The sequence below is a fragment of the Streptomyces flavotricini genome (assembly GCF_020639365.1).
GTDB classification, from domain to species: Bacteria; Actinomycetota; Actinomycetes; order Streptomycetales; family Streptomycetaceae; genus Streptomyces; species Streptomyces flavotricini.
Window position 1 is genome coordinate 1597751 of the sequence record NZ_JAINUL010000001.1, and the last position, 19401, is coordinate 1617151.

Annotated in this window: 18 protein-coding genes and 1 pseudogene; 13 read left to right on the top strand and 6 right to left on the bottom strand. The window is 68.1% G+C overall.

Features of this window, described 5'->3' with window-relative positions; genetic code table 11:
• Window positions 1-44: 44 nt before the first annotated feature.
• A complete protein-coding gene (locus K7B10_RS07490; RefSeq protein ID WP_229335162.1) occupies window positions 45-926 on the bottom strand; it encodes a hypothetical protein in 882 nt (293 codons plus the stop codon).
• A gap of 250 nt (window positions 927-1176) precedes the next feature.
• On the opposite strand from K7B10_RS07490, the gene K7B10_RS07495 reads away from it, so the two are divergent.
• The 10 genes from K7B10_RS07495 (at window position 1177) to K7B10_RS07540 (ending at window position 11384) form a co-directional block, all read left to right on the top strand.
• The gene (locus K7B10_RS07495) at window positions 1177-1635 is read left to right on the top strand and encodes an NUDIX hydrolase (protein WP_372481540.1); all 459 of its coding nucleotides are present in this window, start codon (window positions 1177-1179) and stop codon (window positions 1633-1635) included.
• Between the two features lie 8 nt (window positions 1636-1643).
• Window positions 1644-2282, top strand: coding sequence for a hypothetical protein (locus K7B10_RS07500; RefSeq protein WP_229335164.1), 639 nt, complete (start codon window positions 1644-1646; stop codon window positions 2280-2282).
• Window positions 2282-4084 (top strand): DUF4254 domain-containing protein, encoded by a 1803-nt coding sequence (locus K7B10_RS07505; protein ID WP_229335165.1) that lies wholly within the window; start codon window positions 2282-2284, stop codon window positions 4082-4084. Before K7B10_RS07500 ends, K7B10_RS07505 begins: the two co-directional genes overlap by 1 nt.
• 50 nt (window positions 4085-4134) lie before the next feature.
• A complete protein-coding gene (locus tag K7B10_RS07510; protein WP_229335166.1) occupies window positions 4135-4707 on the top strand; it encodes a phosphoribosyltransferase in 573 nt (190 codons plus the stop codon).
• On the top strand, window positions 4704-5882 hold the full coding sequence (locus tag K7B10_RS07515; protein WP_229335167.1) for a glycosyltransferase family 9 protein: 1179 nt from the start codon (window positions 4704-4706) through the stop codon (window positions 5880-5882). Before K7B10_RS07510 ends, K7B10_RS07515 begins: the two co-directional genes overlap by 4 nt.
• Before the next feature lie 194 nt (window positions 5883-6076).
• Window positions 6077-7000 carry a hypothetical protein gene (locus K7B10_RS07520; RefSeq protein ID WP_229335168.1) on the top strand — a complete coding sequence of 308 codons (924 nt, stop codon included), beginning with the start codon at window positions 6077-6079 and terminating at the stop codon, window positions 6998-7000.
• On the top strand, window positions 6985-7746 hold the full coding sequence (locus K7B10_RS07525) for an SDR family NAD(P)-dependent oxidoreductase (protein WP_229335169.1): 762 nt from the start codon (window positions 6985-6987) through the stop codon (window positions 7744-7746). Before K7B10_RS07520 ends, K7B10_RS07525 begins: the two co-directional genes overlap by 16 nt.
• Complete coding sequence (locus K7B10_RS07530; RefSeq protein ID WP_229335170.1) at window positions 7739-8404, top strand: histidine phosphatase family protein; 666 nt, start codon at window positions 7739-7741, stop codon at window positions 8402-8404. Before K7B10_RS07525 ends, K7B10_RS07530 begins: the two co-directional genes overlap by 8 nt.
• 3 nt (window positions 8405-8407) lie before the next feature.
• On the top strand, window positions 8408-8893 hold the full coding sequence (locus tag K7B10_RS07535; RefSeq protein ID WP_229335171.1) for a helix-turn-helix domain-containing protein: 486 nt from the start codon (window positions 8408-8410) through the stop codon (window positions 8891-8893).
• A 928-nt stretch (window positions 8894-9821) separates the two neighbouring features.
• A complete protein-coding gene (locus K7B10_RS07540; protein ID WP_229335172.1) occupies window positions 9822-11384 on the top strand; it encodes a NaeI family type II restriction endonuclease in 1563 nt (520 codons plus the stop codon).
• 164 nt (window positions 11385-11548) lie between these two features.
• Here K7B10_RS07540 and K7B10_RS07545 read toward each other — a convergent pair whose 3' ends face one another.
• Together K7B10_RS07545 and K7B10_RS07550 are read right to left on the bottom strand one after the other, a co-directional pair.
• On the bottom strand, window positions 11549-12283 hold the full coding sequence (locus tag K7B10_RS07545) for an HAD family hydrolase (protein WP_229335174.1): 735 nt from the start codon (window positions 12281-12283) through the stop codon (window positions 11549-11551).
• On the bottom strand, window positions 12280-13800 hold the full coding sequence (locus K7B10_RS07550; protein WP_229335175.1) for a helix-turn-helix domain-containing protein: 1521 nt from the start codon (window positions 13798-13800) through the stop codon (window positions 12280-12282). The genes K7B10_RS07545 and K7B10_RS07550 overlap by 4 nt, the downstream gene beginning before the upstream one ends.
• A 197-nt stretch (window positions 13801-13997) precedes the next feature.
• On the opposite strand from K7B10_RS07550, the gene K7B10_RS07555 reads away from it, so the two are divergent.
• Window positions 13998-14192, top strand: coding sequence for a hypothetical protein (locus K7B10_RS07555; RefSeq protein WP_229335176.1), 195 nt, complete (start codon window positions 13998-14000; stop codon window positions 14190-14192).
• Window positions 14193-14233: 41 nt separating this feature from the next.
• Window positions 14234-14995 (top strand): annotated as a pseudogene (locus tag K7B10_RS07560) (type I glutamate--ammonia ligase).
• A 195-nt stretch (window positions 14996-15190) separates the two neighbouring features.
• On the opposite strand, the gene K7B10_RS07565 reads toward K7B10_RS07560, so the two are convergent.
• Together K7B10_RS07565 and K7B10_RS07570 are read right to left on the bottom strand one after the other, a co-directional pair.
• The gene (locus tag K7B10_RS07565; protein ID WP_229335177.1) at window positions 15191-15904 is read right to left on the bottom strand and encodes a 2'-5' RNA ligase family protein; all 714 of its coding nucleotides are present in this window, start codon (window positions 15902-15904) and stop codon (window positions 15191-15193) included.
• Window positions 15846-17366 carry a helix-turn-helix domain-containing protein gene (locus K7B10_RS07570; RefSeq protein WP_229335178.1) on the bottom strand — a complete coding sequence of 507 codons (1521 nt, stop codon included), beginning with the start codon at window positions 17364-17366 and terminating at the stop codon, window positions 15846-15848. Before K7B10_RS07570 ends, K7B10_RS07565 begins: the two co-directional genes overlap by 59 nt.
• Window positions 17367-17706: 340 nt before the next feature.
• Between K7B10_RS07570 and K7B10_RS07575 the strand changes: the two genes are divergently transcribed.
• Window positions 17707-18762, top strand: coding sequence for a phosphotransferase enzyme family protein (locus K7B10_RS07575; protein WP_229335179.1), 1056 nt, complete (start codon window positions 17707-17709; stop codon window positions 18760-18762).
• A 140-nt stretch (window positions 18763-18902) separates the two neighbouring features.
• On the opposite strand, the gene K7B10_RS07580 is transcribed toward K7B10_RS07575, so the two are convergent.
• On the bottom strand, window positions 18903-19391 hold the full coding sequence (locus tag K7B10_RS07580) for a TrmO family methyltransferase domain-containing protein (RefSeq protein ID WP_229335180.1): 489 nt from the start codon (window positions 19389-19391) through the stop codon (window positions 18903-18905).
• Window positions 19392-19401: the final 10 nt, after the last annotated feature.

The following is a 19401-nucleotide window of genomic DNA, read 5'->3' on the forward strand; positions in this document are numbered from 1 at the left end:
CCACCGGGTTCAGATTCTCGGCCCCACGGTGTATACCGCAGCTGTCAGCCAGAACTTCCGGGCCCTCCACGTGCGTCAAGCTCAGCCACCAGATGCTCGGCCGCCTTCCGGGCCGGCTCCCGCAGAGGGTCCTCCGCGCATGCGTGAGGCCCGACGATCTTCGACAGGAAGAACAACGACATCAGCTTGCCGTCCCGGCTCTCCAAGTCCGCCCGCCTCTCCCGGTGGACACGGTCTGCGAGCTCCGGGACGGCAAGCGCATTCCCCCACAGCGTCGCGGCGTCCAGGCCTCGGGGCGCCATCCCCCAGTCCTCCCAATCGACGATGGAGAACTTCGGGCCCATCACATTGGCCCAGGTCAGATCCGCATGAGCAGGAGCCCACCGCTCGATCCGCGTATCGGCCACGCCGGGGAAAACAGCCCCGAGCGTCCCCGTCACCAGCTCCTGCGTGATCGTCACAGTGTCCGGTGTCGCGATCCTCGGCGTCTGCTGCTCAGCGAGCGCGTCCAGCGAAGCGTTCAACTCCGTCCACCATGCCTCTGGCAGGCCCGGATCTGTGACCACCCGAGCGCCGGTCCCTACGGACGGCGAAGCGATCAGCTCCAGCTCGTCCGCACGCCACATCACCGGCTCACCAGGCTCGCGCCACGCCATACCTCGGTACCACTCAGGCATCGCGATCTTCTGCAACACAGCAGCTGCCTCGGTGCCATTCCAGCCCTGCAGGCCGATCCGCTCGAACCCTCGGCGCTCGATCCGCACCCATGTGCCCCGCTCCGTAGGAGCGCCCAGGGAACGACGCTTGCGGATCAGTGCGTGTCTGTTCAAGCGAACATGCAGGGCCTGTTCCACGCGCTCCAACACCTCTTCGATCGGCTGACGACGGAGATCCACGCGGGCAGCGAGGGGCAGGGACGCAGTCATCACGGCCTCCTGGGCGAGCGGAAGACGCGCACGTAGAAGGCGGAGGACGCAGGCTTGCACATAGATCCAACTCCTCCATCACAAGGGTGATATCACCACCGCGATGTGCGCGAGTTCCTATCAGTATCAGACCCTGGGGCACGCCCGACTCCAGTCGGAAGCGAACCTCATATACGGGCCTTGCACAACCGGGTCAGCCGTACTTCGGCAGGGCGCATAGGGAATCCCAGAGAGGAACGAGAACAAGGTGATCACCAAGCGGAACGCACGAGCCATCCTGTTGGACGGCGACGAGCTCGTGCTGATCAAGCGGACCAAGCCCGGCCGGGATCCTTACTGGGTGACGGTCGGCGGGGGCGTCGAAGCCGAGGACGCGAGCATCGAGGACGCGCTGCACCGCGAGGTGTTCGAGGAGCTCGGCGGCAAACTGAGCCGGGCAGAGCTGGTGCACCTGATCACCGACTCGCTGGACAACGGCCTCGGTGTCCAGCACATCTTCGCCGCCCGCCTGGACCAGATGGACATCCAGGCGCGTACCGGCACCGAGTTCGACAAGCCCGATCGGGGCAGTTACGAGGTCGTGCGCGTGCCGTTCACCGCGGAGGCGATCCGGCAGCTGAACCTCATGCCGCCGGAGCTGGCCCACTTCGCCGCCAGCAACGTCGAGGCCATCAAGTCCGTGCTCGACACCCAGATCCGCGCGTCCTGAGCGCCGGCATGTTCATCAGCCTCAACGGCCCGGACAACGTCGGCAAGACCACCCACTTACGCCTACTCGCCTCTCGCTTCCCTAACGTCCAGCCGCTCGGCTCCGTACACGAACACCACGCCGCCGCCTGGAAACAGGTCGCGGGCGAGGGCTACGCCACGTGGTGGTTCGAGGAGTCCACGACTGCCGAACTGACCGGGCTGCTTCTCGACAGCTACGAAAGACGGTCCGGAGCTCTCGAGCGCGGCCGCGTGGGTCTCCTCGACCGGGGGCTGCCGATGCTGATCGCCGTCAGCGCGGCAACTGCCTCGGTCAAGGAGGGCTCGTCCCCGGCTGAAGCGCTCACTGCGGTGGAGGGGATCGCAGCCTTCCGCGTACTGGCCCCGGAGGTGCCCGTTCTCCTCCTCCCGTCGCTTGACACCGAACGCAGCTACGCGATCACCAGCGCGCGGGAGGGCCGGCCGTGGACAGGCGTCTATCCGGCGTACCAGCGGACCCTGCACGCGGTCTTGCTACACCAGGCGGAGCGGGGAGCGTATGTCGGAGTCGTCGACTGCGAGGGCAAGTCCATCGAGCAGGTCCAGGCCGACGTGGTGACCATCACGGGATCGGTCCTGCTTCCTTCCACTGACGCGGAGGACTCCTGATGACCGCGCACGTCCCTCCCCTCGTTCTTCCGCCCCGCCTGATACGGGCGGCGTCCGTGCTACCGCCCAAGGACCGGCAGCGGCTGGACGACACACTCAACCGCCTGCACGCGACCAACGGCCGACTGTGGCTGGCCGAGGACCGCGTCCGCGGAGGCCTGAGCGAAGCCGAGATCGCCGATTGCAAGCGCGAGATCGACCAGCTCAACGCGGAGCGCAACAACCTGGCCGAGCGCGTAGACGAGGTACTGGCCGCGTTGGCCGGCCCGCCGCGTGCCGACGCCGTACTCCACACCGAGACGCTGTCCTCCGTGCTGGACCGCCTCTCCGTGCTCACCCTGCGCATCTGGCGCAGTGAGGAAGCCGCTCCGTTCGACGCGGCCGTCGCTCAGCGGGTTCCCCTGCTGCACGCACAGCACGAGGCGCTGTCGGAGGCACTGGACGTCCTCGCCGCCGACGTTGCGGCGGGAGCCCGGCTGTTGCCGACCCCGGCGCGCTTCAAGCTCTATGGCGGCAGCACGGCCACGAACGAGGCCATCAGCCCCAGTCGGCACCTCCACCGGGTGATTGCCTTTGGCGGGCTGAGCGAGTCCGGAAAGAGCACGGGGGCCGACTACATACGCCGGCTCGTGGGCGCCCAGCGTTTCAAGATCGGGTATCTGCTCCGGCAGGCCGCCCATCACCACGGACTTGCCGACCCGTACCGGCTCTCGCCCCGCCGGCAGGCGGAGCTGCTTCTGGAGGAGCTGAACCGGTTCGCCGAGGCCCATGTGGAGACAGGGCTGTTCACGATCGAGTCGGTGCACGACGACGAGTCGATGGCGGAGCTCAAGATCATGCTCGGTGAACGCCTCCAGGTCGTCTACCTCTCCGCCCCGTTCGATGTCCGTGTAGCCCGGTCCGGTTCGACCCCGCACGCCGTGGCCGCGAAGGACGCAGTGAAAATCCAGCGCGGCGCGGACAAGGTCGAAGCCATGGCTGACCACGTCATCGACAACTCCGGCAGCGTGATCGACTTGCGAGCCCGGTTGCGGCGGATCGCGGAGACTCCCCGGCTGACGGTACCCCTGCAGATCGCGGACCTGTCCGCACTGGCGCTGCCGACCGCCGTCGCGGCGGCCACTGCCGTCTTCGCGGAGGACATGCATTCGGTCGGAGAACCGGTCCGGCTCGCTGCGCTGACGGGCAGTCCGAGCACGGGGTCCTGGATCGCAGGCTGGTCCGACATCGACCTTTTCGTGATCGCCGAACACGAGGGCACCGAGCCGGTGTCCGCGGCGCTGAAGAAGTACGAGGCGGCCCTGGAGGGCCTGGCGACCGTCGGTCTCACCCTGGCCACTCCGGACGAGCTCACCGCCCGTCGACTCACTCCCAGGCTGGCGTTCGTACTCCACCAGCTCCAGGACGGACAGCCGGTGCTTCACACCTCGGCTGGACTTGAGTTGCCGGTAATCAGCCGGCGCGACCTCGTCATGGCCGGGGCACAGGACCTTCCCCAGGTCATTCTCACCATGCGCCGCCTCCGCGCGGGAGCGACTCCCACCAGCCTCCGCCCGCTCTACCGTCACCTGGTCCTCGCCGTCCGGCTCCTGCTACGCGAGCAGGGGGTCTGGGTCAGTGGCCCGGACGAGATCCTCGCTGCGGCCGCGCAGCTGCCCGGCCTGCCCACGCTCACGGTGCCCGCGCTGGTCGCCGTTGTCGACGAGTGGCTGACCCGCAGCTCAGAAGGCGCCCTTCAGTCGGTGTGCACGGCTGTTGATCACCTGCTGGCCTGGTACGCCGCCCAGGTGTCCGCTGCCTGAGCGCCCCCCGCGCTCGCCTCCAATCCATGACGTACTCAAGGAGCTTCGCCATGCCCGAAACCGCCACCGCGCCGTTCACCGCACGGATCGTCGAGCGGCTTTCCATCGGCCCCCAGAGCCGCCGCGAGCGCATCATCCACTCCCTGGACGGCCTCGAGGCCCCGGTCGCGCCGTCCGATCTGTCCAGCGTGGGCGAGGAGCTGTGGTACCGGGTCCAGGAGGAGATCGGTAGCGAGCTCGGGCCGCTCGACTTCCTTCTGGGCCTCGACGCCGGCGGCATCCTGCCCACCGTCGCGCTCGCCCACGCCGCGGCGCTCCCCTACAAGATCGCGTGGAAGCTCCACCTCCCGCTCGAGGGTGCGGTCAGATTCAGCGAGCCCCACGCGATGCGCACCGACGTGTACGCCTACGGCATCGCGGAGGGCCAGCGCATGCTGCTGGTCGACGACGAAGTCACCACCGGGCACACGCTGGCCAACCTCGCCCAGAGCTTGCGGCAGGCCGGCACCACACCCGTGGCCGCCGCCTGCCTGGTCGAAGACACGACGCGGGGTGCTCGGGAGCTGCTGGCCGCGCACGGCGTCCCCCTGGTCTCGCTGAGCACGATAGGCAGCTCTCGTTGACCAGCAACGAGGCTGGCGTACCCCGGTTCGTCCTGGGCCGTGAGACCGCGACCCGTGAAGACGTGCACAGCACCCCGCTGGGCTACAGCCGCGAACTTCTGCAGGTGGGCGAGACACTGCCGATCCCTGCGGCCGCCGAGCTCGTCGATCAGCTGGACGTCCAGACATCGGTGACCGTCTCACTCAATGGCAGCCTGGGCGACTCGCTCCTGGCGCTGGCCAGCGTCCGGGCGGTGCTGGATTGGCTGCGGCTTCGGCACCCGTCCCGCGAAGTGCGCGTAGCGGTCGAGGGCCGACATGCCGCCCTCGTCCGCCGCGCGTTGCCGCTCGGCCTGGTGGAGCCCGCCGCCGGACCCACCATCCTCATCGGGGACCGCGCCACCGTCGAGAAGCACGTCGGCGACGTCATCCCGATCGTGTGTGACCCGGCCGCACCACCCTGCTGGGCGTCGAGCTGGCAAGTCCATACCGACCTGCCCGCCCGGTACTACCTGGCTCTGGAGCGGCGCCTCGGTGTCCGGCTACCCGCGAACGGGGACTTCTGCACGCTGCTCCTCGCACCGGAGCCGTCGGCCAACCCGGTGGTGCGGGCCCTCGGGAGGGACGGCTGGTTCGCCGGGAGGACCATCGCAGTGATCACCGCAACCAGCTGGCCCGAGCGGAAGGACTACACGGTCGCCCGCTACTTGCGGATGGCCGAACATCTGGCCGAGCGCAGTGGGACGGACGTGAGGCTTCTCGTCGTCGGAGGCGAGGCAACCACGCCCGAGACATCTGCGATCGACAACGCGGGACCGCGGGTCCGAGCTCTGCGTCTGGACGGCCTGCGCGCCCTGGACCTCGCAGACGTCTTCGCTGTCTGCGACCTGGTCATCGGCAACGACACCGGCCTCACCCACCTCGCGGCCCTCTCCCGGCGGCCCGACGGTGGGGGTCCCCCAGTCGTGGGCCTGTACGCCAGGCACAGCTACAGCAAGTGGACCACCGGCCTGGACCACCACCATGCCGTAGCCACCGCCTTCTCCCAGCGCATGCACCAGGGAGACCTTTGCCCGGTGCGGGACGCCCTCGGTGCACACGCCGACGGCGGCCTGGTCTCTATTGCCCCGGAGTACTTGGCGGACCTCGCCGCCGGCCTTCTGCCCGGAGTCGGCCGTCCTGGCGGCACCGGATGATCCGGATCGGGCGCCCGCGCCGCTTCACCCGGAACCTCATCGTTCCCGTCGACCTCCCCGGGAAGCGGCTGCTGGTGAAGTACAACCGCGATCTTGACGAGGCGCGGCAGGAACGGAGGGGGCACGAAGCCTTGCGTAGTCGGTACCGTGTGCCGGCACTGCACGCCTCCATGCGCGTACCGGGTGGTTACGTCATGGTGTATGAGCGCCTCGCCGGCGGACGGGACAACGGTCTGCTCGTCGACCTCCTCAGCGCCGACGGCGTCGGTGAGGAACTCCGTGTCTACCTAGATCGGCTCACCGATGCCTACCGGGAGAACATCCTGGTGACCGCGGTGCTGGAGGATCCCGTCCGCGTGGTCCGCAAGCTGTACTGGGACCGAGCGGCTCCGGGTGGCCGCCTGGACTCGTACTATGCCAAGGCCCAGCTCGCCCTCAGCCTGGCCGACGCCGAGATCCCCTTCGACGACCTCGGCGCGTGGACTCTGACCATCAACAGCCAGGACACCAGGCTCGACTGGCAGGCCACCCTCAAGGACCTCCGGACGCACTTCGAGAACGCGGGTCCGGTCTGGGCCGCCCTCACACAGGGCGATCCGACTGATGTGAACCTGGCGGTGCCTCTTGCCTGGTTCGACTACGACACCGCCGGGACGAACTGTGTGCTCGGCGAGTTCGCCAACTTCCTCACCTACGTGACCACCCTCGGCGGCTGGCTGGTCCCCACGTACAACCCTGCCGCCTTCGCCGACCACCCCGCGGTCGTCGATCGCCGACCGGATAACACACCGGTCGTCACGAAGCAGTCCGTCGAAGCCGCACGCCGCTCCCTGCACATCGCGTACGAGTCACGGCTCTCCGCCCCTCGCAGGGCGGCGGTCACGGCGTACTGGCACCGCCTCGTGCTGCCCGTAGCGGCACGGCTGTGGCCCGGTCAGGACCTTGCAGCCCTCCTGCGGCCGTACGTCGCCATGCGGCTCCTCGGCGTCTACGACCTCGGCGACCTGACACCCACCGACCGGCTGCTCGTCATCGTCCGGCTCGTCGAGGCGCTCTCCCCGTACTTCGACCCGATCACCTACTTCCACATCGAGGAGGCCCCGTGCCTGCCCCACTGACTGGCAGAACCGCCCTGGTGACCGGCGCCACCGGCGGCATCGGCACCGCTGTCGTACAGCAGCTCGCGGCCAAGGGCGCCATCGTCGTCATCGCACACCACGACGAGCCGAAGGCGGCCGCCGAGCTGGCCCTCGACATCGCTGCCTCCGGCGGACGCGCCTTCGCTCTCGAAGCCGACCTACGCGACGAGCGCGCGGTCAGCGAACTGCACGCACAGGCCGTCGCGCGCCTCGGCGCCATCGACATTCTCGTCAGCAACGCCGGCTCGTACCCGCGCACGCCCTGGGCCGAGACAACACCCGCGGTCTGGAACGCCATGCTGTCGGTCAACCTCACCAGCCATTACCTGCTCGCCCGGGCCGTCTCCCCGGACATGGCCGCCAGAGGCCGCGGACGCATCGTCACGATGGGCTCGGTCCTGGCCACCGTCGGCCGCCATGAGCTGTCCGCCTACATCAGCGCGAAGGCCGGCGTGGAGGGGCTCACCCGGGCACTGGCTCGCGAACTCGGACCTTCTGGCATCACGGTGAACTGCGTCGCGCCCGGCTCGATCCAGGTCCCCGCCGAGCAGACAGTTGTCGACGACCCCGAAGCCATGACCGTCCGGCAGCTCGCACGGCAGTGCATCAAGCGACGCGGTGCGCCGACCGACGTCGCCGCCGCGGTGGCCTTCCTGGCCAGCGAGGACGCCGGCTTCATCACCGGCCAGACCCTCCACGTGGACGGAGGGTGGGTCCTTGCCTGAGATCTGGCTGATGCGTCACGGCGCGTACGAAGGCCACGCAACCGGACACCACGCTCCATGGGGCGTTTCGCTCTCCGAAGCGGGTCGCGCGCAGGTCGCCATGGCCCCGCTGCCCGGTGCCGTGCAGGCGATCCTCACCAGCCCCTTGCCGCGAGCCGCCCAAACCGCAGACATCGTCAGCCGTGCAACCGGCCTTCCCGTGATCGCCGACACACACCTGTTGGCCGAGTGGCGCGCCCCGAGCGCGGTGATCGGCCGGACGGCCTCGGACTACCCACCGGCGTACGTCGAGTGGCGTAGGACACGGATGCACTCCCCGTCCGTTGCCTTCGGGGACGGGGAATCCCTGGCTCAGCTGCATGGCCGCGCCTGCCTCGCCGCCCGGCACCTCAAGGCGCTGTCCCAGTCCTACGGCGGCGGCTTGCTCGTGGTGTCCCACAAGCTGCTCCTCGGCGTTCTGTGCGCGCTGGATGAGGGCCCTACCGCATTCGAGCGTGCCGCCCGCGACGAATGGAGCTTCGCGGAGATCCGGCCCTTCCCCGAACGCGAGAGCCCTCATCCCCGCCGACAGGCCGCTGCCCAGTCGCCGCCGCCCCGCGGAGTCGAATGCGCACTTCCCAGCTTCACGTCTGCTGCTCCCACGCGTGAGAGGACCTGACCCATGGCCGGACGCCCCAGCACTGCCACGACCCTGCTCACCCCCGCTCAGCTCCGCATCGCCGCGAAGGTCGCCCTCGGCATGTCCAGCGCTCAGGTAGCTGCGAAGCTCGGGCTCTCCAAGGCCACGGTGGATGTCCAGATGTCCGACAGCAACACCAAGACGGGCGTGACCTCCCGCACCGCCCTCATCCACACCTGCTACGTGACCGGGCAGCTGCCTCTTCCGGAAGCGGTCGCACCGGCGCCGTCGGCGGATGAGGTCGAGCGGGAGATCCTCTGGGGTCTTGCTCTGGGTGCCGAGCTGGCGGAGACGGGCCGCCGGTGCCACTACTCGGCCGACGCGGTCGGCAAGAGACTGCGGGACCTGAAGAAGCGGTGGATGGCTACCAATGATCCCCAACTCATCACGCTGGGATGGCAGTACGGCGTACTCGACGCGTCCCGTGGCTGCGCCGGGTTTGCCACCCGCTCGAATTCCCGCCGCTGATCTGCCGTAGCGTCGAACCACGCCGGGACTACGGGCACGATGGACGGAGTGAAGCGCTTCGCTGCCGGAGAGACCGTCGTCCGCCGCGACATTTGTCGCGGGAAGGTGTGGAGCGCCCAATCGCTGCACACTGTTGGGGATTCCAACGAGGCTGCCCTGGAGGCGGCTTGCCGCCCCGGGGCGAATGGCCTGGGCCCCACGACTGGTCGGAGTGTCCTGCCAACCGTGTGCTCGCCGACGCCCGCCGCATGATCCGCTTGTGGGCCATCGAGACATCCGAGGGGGTTGGTGCACCGTCCTGGAGCGCCGCCTTCGCCACCACGGTGACGCAGGCCTCCAGCAACAGTCGCAGGACGTCGAAGAACAGTGTCAACGTGCGCTTGGTCAGCTGGCCTTGAACCCCGGCGGGGCGTCGACCATCCCCTCCTTGGTCTCGTCCCGGCAGACCGCGGGACAGCACACCGACCGGGCGACCCGTGCGCTGCGGTGTGGTGTAGCCGGGCAGCGTGCTCACTTCACACTTCGCGGCGTGGGGCCCGGACTGGCTCCCGACCGGATGCTGGTCCGGAGTCGGAATCGCAGCCGGATCCGGGATCGGAGCCGGCCCCGCGCCCTCCCCCGGGGCCCTGTGACGGCGGCCTGCCTCCACCTTGGCGCCAGGCGGAGTAAAGGACGGCCGAGGCGGAGGTGGCCGCGATGACCTGATCGGAGGGCAGGTCCAAGGCGATCAGACCTGCCGGTGCGGCGACGATGAAGGCAAAGGCGCAGAGATCGGCGGTGCGCTGACGCATCGACTTCCTTTCTAACGTGGGGATTCCTAGGTGCAATGACCACGGTGTCGGATCTTTACGGGCTCCGGAAGTTCGATCTTCCGATCAGGTAGATTGAATCTGCTATCAACGGGATCGAAAGGGCGAGAGGGCGAGGTATGGCACGCCGGAAACGGGGCGGCCAGTGGTCGGAGTTGGACCCGGGCCTCAACGAGCCCATGCGGGAGATAGTCCGGCTGCTGCGGGGTCTGGTCACGAGCAGTGGCATCCGCCTGAAGGAGCTCCAGCAGCTCCTGCTCGCCGAGCACCGGGAAGGCCCCCGCCCGCCGTCGTATCAGGTGCTGTCGGACCGGCTTCGAGGCAAGGGGCTCCAGAACAACGCCTCGTTGATCTACGCGATCATCGCTGTAATCGCCCCGCCAGAGGGTAAGGACGCCCTGGTCGAGGAGGTCAGGCAACACCTGCTGAATGCACGCTCCGTGCCGGCGACCGGCAGCCAGCAAGCACCGCAGGCGAAGCCGGAGCCCGAACTCCTCGACGTGCTGCGAGAGAACCGCGCCCTGCGCAGGGAGGTGGAACGGCTGGAGCGCCGTGTGGCCCGCAGGGAGAAGGAGCTCCATGCCCTGCGTGGCCGGCTGGCCGCGGCCGAGGGCCGGGCCCCGGCAGCCCCCGCATCAGCCGGTCCCGCCCAGGACGAGCCGACGGTCGTCCCCGGGCTCTCGGTGGGCGAGATCACTGAGCCGGTCGGCTCCGTGCACCCCCACCCTGCGGCCGCAACCAGCACTCCTTCTTCTGCCAGTGGCTCTGGAACTGGATCTGGCTCCTCCGACGTCTTGGCCGTCGCCGATGTCCTGCGCGGCATGCAGGGCATCGAGGCGGTGACAGCGGCTGCGCTGCGCGACGCATTCGACAGTGTGCTCGACGGATGGCGGACAGGGCGATTCGACCTCTCTACGCTCGGGAAGCCCGAGAAGGCCTACCTCGGCGCCAAGGTCACCCACGAGCTCATGGCGGCATGGGGGTTCCAGCCAGGCGGCGAGACCGATCTCCTCATCGGGCACCAGGAGGTGACGTTGAAGTTCACCACGGGCTCGACGTGGACGGTCACGCCCGGCGAGGTCGGCAGGGTGAGTCTGCTCGTGTCGGCCAACGACCAGCGCTCCTGCTGGAGCCTCGGGCTCATCCGGATCGAACCCGGTCACCTCAGCGGAGCAGCCAACCGGGACTTCAAGCGCACCCTCTCGGCCGCAGGCCGACAGGCCGTCGTCTGGCTCTTCCAGGACGCACCGCTGCCAGAGAACACCCTGCTCCACCTCCCGGCGCCGCTCCGGGATCGGATCTTCGCCCCCGAAGCGGGCGGGGGCGGCAGCCAGGCCCGGGCGAAAAATCTCTTCCGGCTCGTGCAGGGCCGGGTACTCAACCACACCACGGTCGCCACCGTCTCCATGACGGCGGACCCCGTGAAGCGGATCAGGGGCGCCCGAGACACGCTGCGCGAAGAGGGAATCCTCGTCCTGGGAGGCACCGGTCAGCAGGCAGAGATCGCCCGCACCCTTGGCCTACCCGTACCGCGGAAGGGCGAGTGGGTCAGCCGGAGAGTCACCCGCCTGCGGCCCCACCACGGTGATGCCCTCAGCGTCACCCTGTCCGGCGAGGTGTGGACCGCGGCTGGGCCCGACGATCCCGTCGAGGAGGCCCCGTCCATCGCCACACTCTGGTAACGCCGAGGAGACCGCCGGCGCACACCCATCGGCACGCGCGGAGCCGATGGATTTCTCTTCCACCCGCCTCTATAAGGAAGGCCCCCACGCCTGAGCGTCATCGCCTCGCCGCCTGCCGAGGCGCTGCCTCGCCCAGCGCACCGATGCCCCCGGACTGCGGTCGGCTACGATCGTCGGCTCGTGTTGGTGAGCTCGGAGATGCCCGCCAACACCCTCGCGGCGTTCTCGAGCGAGTCGAGCACAAGGTCGGCACCGGACTCGCTCAGCTCGGCGGCCGTGGTCTTGCCCGATGCGACACCGATGACGGCCGCGCCGCCCTCACGACCGGTGCGGACGTCCTCAAGGGAGTCGCCGATGATGACGGTGTTGGCACGGTCGAATGCCGTGCCGTGCTTCGCCTCGGCCCGCTTCTGTGCGATGGCGACGAGCGCCGGCCGGTGGTGGTCGTCGGAGGCGAATCCGCCGATCTCCATGTCCAGCATGCCGTCCAGGTCGAAGGCCGCCAGCTTGAGCTGGGCGCTCGGCCTGAGGTTGCCGGTCACGGCAGTTGGGATAAGGCCGGGATGGTCATGCACCGCACGCAAGGCCGCAGTGGCACCGGCCATGAGGACCCCCTGCTCCCGCAGATCCTGGCTGTGTGCTGCGAGCCGTGCCGGTAGGAGTTCCACCATCCGCGGCAGTAGCTCAGCGACGTCTGCATCCGGCACACCGTTGTCGACGAGGAGCGACCGGATCGCCAGCGGCATCGTGACGCCCGTACCGCGGGCCGGCAGGTGTTCTGCGGGGCGGCCGACCACCTCGGCGAACGTCTCCCGGTAGACCTGGCGGTCGATGTCGCCGACGTACAGGAGGGTGCGGTCGATGTCCCATAGCACGAGGGTCTGCTGGGCCTGGGTCACGTTCTGCTCCTTGTACCGGTCACGAGGGCGGCGCGGTCGATCAGGTCCCGAGCGTACGGGTCTCGGCTGACGGGGGCGAGCTCGCCCACCATCGCATCGATGTGCTCGTTGAGCCGGGCCGACTGGAGCTGTTCGGCGAGGTCGAGCGCCTGGTGCGCCGTGGAGCACCCTGCTTCCAGCTCGCCCTTCCTGAGGTAGGCGGACGCAGCACGGGAGAGGAACAGGGCGTTGGTGCGCTGGTCCGCCGGGTTCAGCGCCTTGCGCGCCTCGGTGAAGCTGACGGCGGCCTCGGGCGGATCGCCCAGGTCGAGGTAGGCACTGCCGGCCTGTCCGTGGATCTCACCTTCGTTGATCCAGTAGAGCCAGTGGGGATCTGACTCGGAGCGTCCGCAGCCGCAGAGTTCGGCGGCCTCGCCGAGCGCGGTGAGCGCTGCCTGTCGTTCGCCCAGTTTCGCGTGGCCTCGCGCCTGCCTGGTGAGCAGCATGGCTTCGAGGGCGGGGGTGCCGAGGGTTTTGATCTTCTCGCGGGCAGCTCGCGCTGCGGTGACCGCCGTGCGCGGCTGCCCGGTGGAGTACCCGTGAATGGCCAGGTAGGAGAGGGCTCCGGCGCCGAGGCGGTCGTCACCGGAGACCTTGGCGGCTCGCAGCGCCGCGAGCAGGTAGTGCTGTGCGTGGTCGTGCCGTCCGGAGTCGAAGGCAAACCAGCCGGTCTGGGTGGCGGTGTCGGCGACGATGCCGGCCAGGCGGCGACCGATGTCTTCCGTGTACGACGCCTTCTGCAGGAGACGTTTGAGTAGTTCTAGGTGGGCGTCGCCCAGTTCGCTCAGTGTGCCGCTGCCGCCGCTCGCGTCCATGATGCGCAGGCGGTCGGTAGTCGCCTGCAGGTTGTCCAGCAATTCCGCCGAGAGCTGGCTGCCGTCGGCGGCACGCTGGAGGGGCTCGGCCTCGGCGGTGCCCCAGTGGTGTACGAAGGCGGTGAGGGCGATCCCGCTCACCGTGAGGAACTGCCGGCGGTCTATCACGTCGCCTCCAACCGCGTGGTCCAGTGCTGCCACCATACGGGCGGCGCTCCACGGGAGGGTGGGATCAAGATCGCCTGTCGCCTGGTCCACGGGCGGCGGAGGCACCGTCCCGGGCGACCGGGGAAGCGGGAGCTGCACGAGCTCGGCGGGAGCACCGAGGCCCGCAACGAATTCGGTGATCTTGTCGATGTTGGTGAGGCGACGGCTGCCCGACTCCAGCATGGATAAGAACGCTTGGCTCAGTCCGGTGAGCTGGGCCATGTCCTCTTGGCGCAGCGAACCTCGTTGCCTGATCAGACGACTTGCCTTGCCGAAGTCCAAGGCAGCAAAGGCCTGTCGAACGGCGATGTCCCGCCAGACTCGATCCGGCACAACAGGTAGCGAGGGGACTTCGGGAACTCGAGCGCGAGTGCAGGCGGCGCAGAGCCCGTCCGGGTTGTACTGGCTGAGCTGGCAGCCGCACTGGTCGCAGTGCCGCAGCGCGTGCTGGACCACCTGTTGCCTCCTCACCGGGAACGTACCCCGCACGAAGGTGCAGGTAGAGAACCGAGATCACCCCAGTGATATCACCCATGGAGTGTGCCCGCCGGGTGGTTCCCGGTCACCCTTGTGCCTCATTCAGCCGCTATCCAGGGCCAATTGCGAGGAAGTCCGGGTCCTGTCTTTGCCCTGGAGAGAGGAAGTGCGTCTCCGTGGCGATCAGTGTCTCCGTCGTCGTGCTGCTCGCGGTTTGTGTCGTCTTGCTCGTCAGGAAGGGCGGTCTGAATACGGGGCACGCACTCGTGTGCACGCTGTTGGGGTTCTACCTGGCCAGCTCGTCCATGGCACCCGCGATCTCCCAGCTCGCAGCGAACGTCGCACGTCTGATCAGCGGGATCAAGTTCTAGGTCGCCCATGCCTGAAGTCCTGTCTGCCCGCCCGGGCCGGCATGCCTGTAGAAGCGGTCAAGACCGAAGGCGCCCCGGGAAAGGTCGAAGTAACCTTCCCCTACGGTGCCGCACTGGCAGCGTGCGACAACCATCTCGTCTTCAAGCACGCTGCACGGACCCTGGCCGGCAGGTCCGGCATGACCTCAACGTTCATGGCCGCCCCTCAGTCAGGGATCGCAAGCGGACGGCACCTGCACTTGTCCCTCACCCACAGCGGCGACCCCATGCTCGCCGGGCCGGCCGCTCGGCTGTCCGAGACCGGCTAGCAGGCCGTCGCCGGGCTCGTCTCCGCGCTGCCCGGGCTCACGATGCTGTACGCGCCGAACATCAACTCCTACAAGAGGTACGCCCCCGGCTCGTTCGCCCCCACTCGCATGACCTGGGGCTACGACAACCGCACCTGCGCCGTGCGGGTCGTCGGCCACGGCCAGGGCGTCCACCTGGAGATCCGTGTGCCCGGGGCGGACGCGAATCCGTATCTGGCCGTCTCGGCCGCTGTAGCCGCAATCGTCCACGGCATCGAGCGCAAGCTCGCTCCGCCCGACCCCTGCACGTCCAACGCATACGAGGCCGCCGACGCAGCCCTCATGCCGACGGCCCTTGAGCAAGCCCGCTCGGCGTTCCGACACAGCCCCGTCGCCGAGGAGGCATTCGGCAAGGACGTCGTCGCGCACTACGCGCAACTTGCCCAGCTCGAACTCGACCACCACCGCGGCATCGTCACCGACGCCGAGCAGGCCAGGTGGTTGACCCGCGCCTGACCGGCGCACCCTCGGACCAGGCCCCGGCCGGGAGAGCTCTCACCTCGGCTGGGGCCTGCCCAGCAACCCGTGCACTCACCCCGCTCCGCCGGACGGTTCTCCACTGCGCGCCATAACCAGGTCCGGGCGGACGCCCGTGGGGGCTTGGTCAGACGCAGCGAGAATAGGCAAAGGGGTAGGTGGGCCAGCCGCAGATCACCGTGGCTGAGGCCCGAGCGGAAGGGTGTGCACGACCCTCCACTGGTACGCGCGCCTCTCACGGCGCAGTTCTACGAGATGCACATCGGAGATCGTGACGGAGACCGCTGGCATCTGTCGAAGGGGGCCCAAAGCCTCACGCACCGGGGCCGAGGACCGCCTCCGGTTGCTGTACGCGATGCCGATGTGCGGCCTAAGAAGCCCTGTGGGCTTCCGGGGTGGCAGTCCGATCTGGAGGCCGGCCAGCGAGAGGGCAGCATGGAGTTCCAGGACGGGATTCCAGGGGCCTACGCTGTAGCGGAGTGCGCCTCGTGACGCTGTGAGAGGGACTGCCACGAGACTGAAAGCCGCGGGCAGGGATTCGGTGGCCGTCGTGACAAGGTGTTCCAGCTGGCCAGCGTTCACCTCACCGACGAGCCCCACCCGTGCCAGGGTCAGATGCAGTCCGTCCTCGGCGATCTCGTCGAACCCGAGGTGGCTGAGTTGCCGCTGACAGTCCTGCGCCTGGGAAACCAAGGGCGCCTCCGGCGGAACGGTGATCATCCAGTAGTACGCCCGAGTGGAATCGCTCCACCCCGGCCGGTCCCAGTGATTGATCATCTCGTCAACCGCATCGAAGGCGGTCCAGTCGTGCTCGGCGATGGCATCGAGATCAGTGACGCTGGGCGGGGGTGTGGGAGGAAACGCGCCAGGGTCGCTCAAGAGATGCACGTCCTGCCCCTTCCAGTTGCCCGACTGGCCGTGCGATCTTCGCAGTTTTGGCCAGATGTCTTGCCTGAGGAGCATCCTGCCAGGAGCGGAGCGCCTCCCCGTACTCACCCACTGCCTGCAGATCACGCCAGTCCTGGGTTCGAGCATAGAGCTCACCCGCCCGCTGCACGACGGATCGGATCGGCGGTCCACCACCACCCTCAAGGACCTGGCGGCCGAGCACCATGGCGTGTTCGACTTCCGGGCGCGGGCCGGCCAGGAGAGCGGTCGCAACGTCAAGACGTACGAGGGCACGACTCCATGCCGATTCGGACTGCTCGACGAGTTCGTCGATCTGATCCGCGTACTCGAGCACCCGCTGAGCGTTGCCAAGGGAGACGTGAACCGTAGCGACGTTGGCTAACGTACGCGCCGTTCCATACGCCTCGAAGGAGATGCAGGAGGTCAGAGTCGGCGGCGTGCTGTGCTTACTGCTGAGATCTTCGGCGCTCGCGATGGATCGCTCGGCCTCCGCCCGCTGGTTGAGCTTGCCCAGCGCCCGGGCGCGGCCGTTCGCGTGAAGGCGGATGGCCTGGGGATGGCCTGGGGCGACGGCCAGTCCGACGTCAGCCCATTGGACAGCAGCCTCATACCGTCCGGCGTAGTAGGCGTTCAGGGACCTGGTGCCGTACGTCCACATGATCAGCTCAACGTCTCGGATCTCCTCGGCAAGGGACTGCGCCTCAGAGCAGTACGCCTCTGCCAGCGATTCTCGTCCAGCGTTGACGGCCATGTAGCCCAGCAACCCCGACGCCTGTGCCGCCAGGCGAAAGAGTGACCGCCTGTGCTCCGGCGGCTGCCGGCCGTCCAGAAGGCCCTGAATGAAGGAACGGAGCTCGACGGCCTCCGTCACGAGCTGGTACGGGCCTTCGCCTTCATACCGCTCAACGATCTCAGCGACTCCCTGCTCCAGGAGCAGAAGGGCGGTCGAGTCCACGTTGGATGCAGTTGTCGCATTCAAACGCTTGGCGATCTCAACCGGACTCTCCCAAGCGGGTATCGCGGGCGCAGGCTGGCCGAGACTGGGCATCTGAGGTTCGCACATGCCGGCCTGCACCGGCTGAGGAGCGACATCCGGAGGTACCCGCAAGCGCGAGAGAACTGAAATGATCTTGTCGATGTTCGCCAGTCGCCGGCCTCCTGACTCCAACGTCGAAAGAAACGATTGGCTGAGGCCGGTGAGTTCAGCCATGTCCTCTTGGCGCAAATTCGCGATCTCCCGGATTCGGCGGAAGGCACGACCGAAGTCCCATTCAGACATCGCCTCAGCGACCTCGGCGTCCCGCCATACCTGGTGCGGCAGATGAGGACCTGCCGACACGTCATCGGCCGCGGTCCGGATGCAGGCAGCACACATCGGTTCGGTGTTGTAGCGGCTGAGAGAACAGTCGCAGCGGCTGCAGCGTCGTTCGTTCCGTGCCATGAGTGCCTCCCCGCTCGGGTCCGGGAGCCTGGTCAGAGAGCCCGCGGAGCGCAATGACATCAGTGATATCACCGGCTCGATTCATGAACATCGTCTTCGCGTCACACACTTGGGCTGCCAAGTCGCGGCGCAGATGCGGAGTTCAGCCCGCAATGCGGCGTCCTTGGCGTCGGCAGCCGGCGCTCAGCAGGCCCACCACGCTCCGGCGTGACCAGCTCACCCTGTCCGGATTCCCCAACCCACCATGACAGCTACCCACGAAGGGCATGACAGGTGTCTCCACGAGCCGAGCCAGTTGACGGCCCGCTGACAGCCGTCCGGCCCCATGGCGGTTGGCACCGTGCATGACGAGGAACAGCAGAACGAGTTCGTGGCCGAGGTGCTCGAACTGCGGTACGGACTAAGTGCTGACGGGATCGAGCGGGTGCCGCCCACGGACCTCGGGGCCGTGATCAACCGGCGAGTTCTGACCTCTGGCGGCGATCGGGTGTACATCAAGGAGTACCCCGGCGGGGGCACACTGCACGAGGTCCGTGCGGCTTTGGACATGGCGCAGTTCTGCTTCGCCGCTCAGCTTCCCGTGCCGCGAGTCTGGCCGGATGAGAGCGGAGACGTACTGAGCGAGTTCGGCGGCAGCGCGTGGGCAGTGGTCTCGGAGGCACCGGGTCGCATCAGTCCGCACGTGATGTCCGGGCCCCAGGCAGAACACATCGGGATGGTCTTGGGCCGCATGCACAGGGTTCTCGCCGCCTACCCACTCCCCCAGTCCAGCCAGCCCAGGCGCTGGTCCAGTCACCCCGTCGAGGGAGCCTTGGCGGAGTGTGATGCTTTGCTTCGACGACTGCCGGCGCAGCTCCTGAATGGTCCGACAAGCCTGCGCACCGATCTAGCCCAGAGGGCAGATGATCTTCGTGGCGAGGCGGAGCGTCTCCGGTCGGGTGTGCCCCGGGATCTGGTGGAACACGCCATCCATGGAGGGTTCACCCCCAGACACGTCCTGCTTGTGACCGATGTGGTTACGGGGGTCATCGGCTTCCGCTGCCAGAGCGGGATGCCTGCATGGGAACTGGGGAGGATCGCGCTCGATCCGCGGACTGTCGCAGGCAACGACGAATGGCTCGGCGGCGTGATCGCTCTGGTCTCCGCCTACAGATCAGAGAACCCCACCCTCCCAGTCAGGGACATCACAGCAAGCGCCCGAATCGCGTTGCTTCACATGTTGTTCAGCTTCGGCGGCGCAAAGACCACGACGTGCTGCACATCCCTCGAGGCAGACGGCCTGAGGCACCGTTGGGCTGATCAACAAGCGGCCATCCGCAGGGTCCTGACGAGCCTCGACGATCTCGAAGAGGCTCTCCGGTCCACGCCTGGCCACTCGCCTGGAACCCGCCGATGAGCACCGCACCCGACAACACATCGCGACGCCTGGTCCTGACCGTCGACTCTTCGAGGCTGAGATTGCACACGCGCCCGAGCGGTACCCCAGGATGTCCGCCTGCCGACGTGGACGTGTCTCCGCCACCCACGGGCGAGGTCCTACTCGGGTCGGTTGGCCGCGGGCTCCCAGTAGTTCGCCAGCATCGCCGCCGGCCAGGCCGGAGCGGTGACCGGACCGCGGGGGCCCATCTCCTCGAAGTAGGGGGCCAGGTCGTAGATCGGAGTCCCGGCCACGGCGTCGAGGTCGGTGACGTGGAGGTCCCGGCCTTCCACCTTGAGCAGGCGGGGGAAGGACGTCGCCATGCGGTTGGGACGTCGGTGGTTTCGGTGCACGAAGGTACCGGTGGGCTCCCACGTCGGGTCGTTGCGAGGGCTGCGGGCTCCGAGGTGCAGGTCGGCGTCGGAACCCAGGTGGAACCGCCAGGTCACGATCAGGTGGGAGAACTCGTCGAGTCCGCGCAGGGTGTCCAGCGGGAAGTCTGGGCGCATGCGGATGATCGATTCGACTCCGCCCTGGTAGTCGTCGGCCGGCGTCTGGTGGCCACCGACGACGTGGGCGATGGCCTCGATCGTGATCGGGTCGTGCACGCATTCCTCC

Bases quoted from the DNA above. Each gene is read 5' to 3' on its own strand.
- K7B10_RS07520 (WP_229335168.1), top strand. From the start codon at position 6,077: ATGGTGTATGAGCGCCTCGCCGGCGGACGGGACAACGGTCTGCTCGTC.
- K7B10_RS07505 (WP_229335165.1), top strand. From the start codon at position 2,282: ATGACCGCGCACGTCCCTCCCCTCGTTCTTCCGCCCCGCCTGATACGG.
- K7B10_RS07535 (WP_229335171.1), top strand. From the start codon at position 8,408: ATGGCCGGACGCCCCAGCACTGCCACGACCCTGCTCACCCCCGCTCAG.
- K7B10_RS07570 (WP_229335178.1), bottom strand. From the start codon at position 17,366: ATGGCACGGAACGAACGACGCTGCAGCCGCTGCGACTGTTCTCTCAGC.
- K7B10_RS07500 (WP_229335164.1), top strand. From the start codon at position 1,644: ATGTTCATCAGCCTCAACGGCCCGGACAACGTCGGCAAGACCACCCAC.
- K7B10_RS07490 (WP_229335162.1), bottom strand. From the start codon at position 926: ATGACTGCGTCCCTGCCCCTCGCTGCCCGCGTGGATCTCCGTCGTCAG.
- K7B10_RS07510 (WP_229335166.1), top strand. From the start codon at position 4,135: ATGCCCGAAACCGCCACCGCGCCGTTCACCGCACGGATCGTCGAGCGG.
- K7B10_RS07540 (WP_229335172.1), top strand. From the start codon at position 9,822: ATGGCACGCCGGAAACGGGGCGGCCAGTGGTCGGAGTTGGACCCGGGC.